Here is a 5,097-nt window from a genome sequence, read left to right as displayed (position 1 = left end):
TTGGTGGGGTGTGGCGGGTGGGCGCGCCGCCGTGTGCCCCCCCCCCCCCGGACCGGGATGCCCGAGGGCCCGCGGACTCAGACGTTGACGCCGAAGTCCTGCGCGATGCCGCGCAGGCCCGAGGCGTAGCCCTGGCCGATGGCACGGAACTTCCACTCGGCGCCGTTGCGGTAGAGCTCGCCGAAGACCATTGCGGTCTCCGTCGAGGCGTCCTCGGAGAGGTCGTACCGGGCGATCTCCGCGCCGCCCGCCTGGTTCACCACGCGGATGTACGCGTTGCGGACCTGACCGAAGGACTGCTGGCGGTTCTCGGCGTCGTAGATCGAGACCGGGAACACGACCTTCTGGACGTCGGCCGGAACGGTCGCGAGGTTGACCTTGATCTCCTCGTCGTCGCCCTCGCCCTCGCCGGTGGTGTTGTCACCGGTGTGCTCGACCGAGCCGTCCGGGCTCTTCAGGTTGTTGAAGAACACGAAGTTCTGGTCGCTGCTGACCTTGCCGTCCACGTTCGTGAGGATGGCACTGGCATCGAGGTCGAAGTCCACGCCGGTGGTGGTCCGGGCGTCCCATCCCAGGCCGACGATGACCGCGGTCAGTCCCGGGGCCTCCTTCGACAGCGATACGTTGCCGCCCTTGCTGAGGCTGACTCCCACGAATCCTCCCAATGGTGTTCAGGGGCGGGGAGCCCCGTAAGTGCGTTGGTATCGGATCAACGGTTCGATCCTAGTGACGGGTTCCCGTGCCTCGCAGGGCTTGGAACCGAAGAATCACAGGGTGTCGAGCGCCTTGACGTACTCGTTCAGGTCACGCGCGTCCGGCAGCGCGTTGACGACGGTCCAGCGGACGACGCCCTCCTTGTCGATGATGAACGTGCCGCGCACGGCGCAGCCCTTGTCCTCGTCGAAGACGCCGTACGCGCGCGAAATGTTGCCGTGCGGCCAGAAGTCGGAGAGCAGCGGGTACTCCAGGCCCTCCTGCTCGGCGAAGACGCGCAGGGTGTGGATGGAGTCGTTGGAGACCGCGAGGAGCTGGGTGTCGCGGTCCGTGAACTGCGGCAGGTTGTCGCGCAGGGAGCACAGCTCGCCGGTGCACACGCCGGTGAAGGCGAAGGGGTAGAAGAGCAGTACGACGTTCTTCTCGCCCCGGAAGTCGGACAGCCTCACGGTGGCGCCGTGATTGTCCTTCAGCTCGAAGTCCGGGGCCTTGGTGCCGACCTCGACGGCCATAGTCACTCGCTTCCCTTCCAAGGGTCTGTTCGGGTGACGACCAGCGTACGCAGTGATCGGCTCGAGGCGACGGCGCGACCCCCGCCAGGTCCCCGGGGTGCCGGTTGCGGGTATGCGTGAGGCCCCCGCCGAGGTGGCTCGGCGGGGGCCTCACGAATGCTCTGCTTGCAGACGGGGCTGCAGCTCAGCGCTTCGACTTGGGGGTGGCCAGGCGGGTGCCCGACCACTCCTTGCCGACGGAGATGCTCTTCGTCTGGGAGAGGCCGGCTGTCTGTGCGGCATCGCTGATGTCGCTGGGCTCGACGTAACCGTCCCTGCCGGTCTTCGGGGTCAGCAGCCAGATCTGGCCGCCGTCCTCAAGGAGACCGATGACGTCCACCAGTGCGTCCGTGAGATCGCCGTCCTCGTCCCGGAACCACAACAGCACCACATCGGCGACGTCGTCGTAGTCCTCGTCGACCAGATCCTGGCCGATCAGCGATTCGATGCCTTCACGGAGCTCGTGGTCAACGTCGTCGTCGAAGCCGATCTCCTGGACCACCTGTCCGGGCTCGAACCCCAGCCTGGCGGCCGGGTTGGTCCGCTCCTCCGCGTGGTCCGCGGTCGCGCTCACGGCTTGCCTCCTGATCATGTTTCGGAATGGGGGTCTCCCTCTGCTCGTCCAGAGCGGGGGGATCTCAGCCACGCGCGTACGCGAAGCGTTGGCCGTAGTCCACACGGACGGAGCGGATCGCGCAAGTACCCGGCCGCCGAGACCGCCGAAACGGTGACGATCCTGGCAGTGCCGACGCAACTCCCGACGGGCCATCATGACGCCGCGTGACGGGCACCACACACTTCTGCCCCATTTATTCCCTTCGGAACCCTCGGTGCGTGCGAAAGCCGAACGGCTTTGCGGAACGCGTCACCCCCTGAGCGTATCGTTACGTTTTGGTCGAGACCGTCCCAACGGTCCCCACGAGCGTCTCGGTTACCCCCTGGTAGAGATGACGTAGGCGTTCGCGGGGTACACGATGGGGATCGGTGCAGATGCAGGGAAAACCCACGAAGACAGCCCTCTGACAGCGAAGGAACAGCGTGGCTTCCGGATCCGATCGCAACCCGATCATCATTGGCGGCCTCCCCAGCCAGGTCCCGGACTTCGACCCTGAGGAGACTCAGGAGTGGCTCGACTCGCTCGACGCCGCCGTCGACGAGCGCGGCCGCGAGCGGGCCCGCTATCTGATGCTGCGGCTGATCGAGCGAGCCCGCGAGAAGCGCGTGGCCGTGCCCGAGATGCGCAGCACGGACTACGTCAACACGATCGCGACCAAGGACGAGCCGTTCTTCCCGGGCAACGAGGAGATCGAGCGCAAGGTCCTCAACGCGACCCGCTGGAACGCCGCCGTGATGGTCTCCAGGGCGCAGCGCCCCGGCATCGGCGTCGGCGGCCACATCGCGACCTTCGCCTCCTCCGCCTCGCTCTACGACGTCGGCTTCAACCACTTCTTCCGCGGCAAGGACGAGGGCGACGGCGGCGACCAGATCTTCTTCCAGGGGCACGCCTCCCCCGGCATCTACGCCCGCGCGTTCCTTCTCGACCGGCTCTCCGAGCAGCAGCTCGACGCGTTCCGCCAGGAGAAGTCGAAGGCGCCCCACGGACTGTCCTCGTACCCGCACCCGCGGCTGATGCCGGACTTCTGGGAGTTCCCGACCGTGTCGATGGGCCTCGGCCCGCTCGGCGCGATCTTCCAGGCGCGGATGAACCGCTATATGGAGGCGCGCGGTATCGCGGACACCTCCAAGTCCCACGTCTGGGCGTTCCTCGGCGACGGCGAGATGGACGAGCCGGAGTCGCTGGGCCAGCTCTCGATCGCCGCGCGCGAGGGCCTGGACAACCTGACCTTCGTCGTGAACTGCAACCTCCAGCGCCTCGACGGCCCGGTGCGCGGCAACGGCAAGATCATCCAGGAGCTGGAGTCGCAGTTCCGGGGCGCCGGCTGGAACGTCATCAAGCTGGTCTGGGACCGCACCTGGGACCCGCTGCTCGCGCAGGACCGCGACGGGGTGCTCGTCAACCGGCTGAACACCACGCCGGACGGCCAGTTCCAGACGTACGCCACGGAGACGGGCGCGTACATCCGCGACCACTTCTTCGGTGACGACCACCGGCTGCGCGCGATGGTCGAGAGCATGAGCGACGACCAGATCCTGCACCTGGGGCGTGGCGGTCACGACCACAAGAAGATCTTCGCGGCGTTCTCGGCGGCCAAGGCGCACGCCGGCCAGCCGACGGTGATCCTGGCGCAGACGGTCAAGGGCTGGACGCTCGGCCCGAACTTCGAGGGCCGCAACGCCACGCACCAGATGAAGAAGCTGACGGTCGCCGACCTCAAGGGCTTCCGCGACCGGCTGCACCTGCCGATCTCCGACAAGGAGCTGGAGGACGGCGCGCCGCCGTACTACCACCCGGGCCGGAACTCGGAGGAGATCCAGTACATGCACGACCGCCGCAAGGGCCTCGGCGGTTACGTGCCGACGCGGATCGTGCGGTCGAAGCCTCTGACCCTGCCCGAGGACAAGACGTACGCGAGCGTGAAGAAGGGCTCGGGCCAGCAGTCCATCGCCACGACCATGGCGTTCGTGCGGCTGCTCAAGGACCTCATGCGGGACAAGGAGATCGGCAAGCGGTTCGTGCTGATCGCGCCCGACGAGTACCGCACGTTCGGCATGGACTCGTTCTTCCCGAGCGCGAAGATCTACAACCCGCTCGGCCAGCAGTACGAGTCGGTGGACCGCGAACTGCTGCTCGCCTACAAGGAGTCGCCGACCGGCCAGATGCTGCACGACGGCATCTCGGAGGCGGGCTGCACGGCCTCGCTGATCGCCGCGGGTTCGGCGTACGCCACGCACGGCGAGCCGCTCATCCCGGTCTACGTCTTCTACTCGATGTTCGGTTTCCAGCGCACGGGTGACCAGTTCTGGCAGATGGCCGACCAGTTGGCGCGTGGTTTCGTCCTGGGCGCGACCGCCGGGCGGACGACGCTGACCGGTGAGGGTCTCCAGCACGCGGACGGCCACTCGCAGCTCCTGGCCTCGACGAACCCCGGCTGTGTCGCCTACGACCCGGCGTTCGGCTTCGAGATCGCGCACATCGTCCAGGACGGTCTGCGCCGCATGTACGGCTCGTCCGAGGAGCACCCGCACGGCGAGGACGTCTTCTACTACCTCACCGTCTACAACGAGCCGCTCCAGCACCCGGCCGAACCGGAGAACGTGGACGCCGAGGGCATCCTGAAGGGCCTCTACCGCTTCAGCGAGGGCGCCTCGGGCACCATCCCCGCGCAGATCATGGCGTCCGGCATCGGCGTCACCTGGGCGATGGAGGCGCAGCGGATCCTCGCCGAGGAGTGGAACGTCAGGGCCGACGTCTGGTCGGCGACCTCCTGGAACGAGCTGCGGCGCGAGGCGGTCGACGTCGAGCGGCACAACCTGCTGCACCCCGAGGAGGAGCAGCGCGTCCCGTACGTGACGCGGAAGCTGTCCTCCGCCCAGGGTCCGTTCGTGGCGGTCTCCGACTGGATGCGATCGGTTCCCGACCAGATCGCCCGGTGGGTGCCCGGCACCTACCAGTCCCTCGGCGCGGACGGCTTCGGCTTCGCGGACACGCGTGGCGCGGCCCGGCGCTTCTTCCACATCGACGCGCAGTCGATCGTGGTCGCCGTGCTGACCGAGCTGGCCCGCGAGGGCAAGGTGGACCGGTCGGTGCTGAAGCAGGCGGTCGACCGCTACCAGCTTCTCGACGTGCGGGCGGCCGACCCGGGCGCGGCGGGCGGCGACGCGTAGGGCGTCACGGCCGGCAGGTCCGGTGAGGGGCGGCGGGCCGTGGGCC

General features: G+C 68.0%; 4 protein-coding genes. 1 reads left to right on the top strand and 3 read right to left on the bottom strand.

Annotated features, from left to right (window positions below; all coding sequences use genetic code 11):
- Positions 1 to 77: 77 nt before the first annotated feature.
- The 3 genes from ACFXGX_RS42840 to ACFXGX_RS42830 form a co-directional block, all read right to left on the bottom strand.
- Complete coding sequence (locus ACFXGX_RS42840) at positions 78 to 653, bottom strand: TerD family protein (protein WP_384803814.1); 576 nt, start codon at positions 651 to 653, stop codon at positions 78 to 80.
- A gap of 114 nt (positions 654 to 767) precedes the next feature.
- A complete protein-coding gene (locus ACFXGX_RS42835) occupies positions 768 to 1,226 on the bottom strand; it encodes a peroxiredoxin (protein WP_384803811.1) in 459 nt (152 codons plus the stop codon).
- Between the two features lie 184 nt (positions 1,227 to 1,410).
- Positions 1,411 to 1,839: a DUF3052 domain-containing protein gene (locus tag ACFXGX_RS42830; RefSeq protein WP_326788028.1), complete on the bottom strand. Its 429-nt coding sequence runs from the start codon at positions 1,837 to 1,839 to the stop codon at positions 1,411 to 1,413.
- Positions 1,840 to 2,303: 464 nt separating this feature from the next.
- On the opposite strand from ACFXGX_RS42830, the gene aceE reads away from it, so the two are divergent.
- Positions 2,304 to 5,051 carry a pyruvate dehydrogenase (acetyl-transferring), homodimeric type gene (gene aceE / locus ACFXGX_RS42825; RefSeq protein WP_384803808.1) on the top strand — a complete coding sequence of 916 codons (2,748 nt, stop codon included), beginning with the start codon at positions 2,304 to 2,306 and terminating at the stop codon, positions 5,049 to 5,051.
- Positions 5,052 to 5,097 lie beyond the last annotated feature (46 nt).

This window comes from Streptomyces sp. NPDC059371 (assembly GCF_042751995.1).
Lineage (GTDB): Bacteria > Actinomycetota > Actinomycetes > Streptomycetales > Streptomycetaceae > Streptomyces.
This window is presented reverse-complemented; position numbering and strand designations above follow the sequence as displayed.

Coding starts and splice junctions, on each gene's coding strand:
- ACFXGX_RS42835 (WP_384803811.1), bottom strand. CDS start 1,226: ATGGCCGTCGAGGTCGGCACCAAGGCCCCGGACTTCGAGCTGAAGGAC.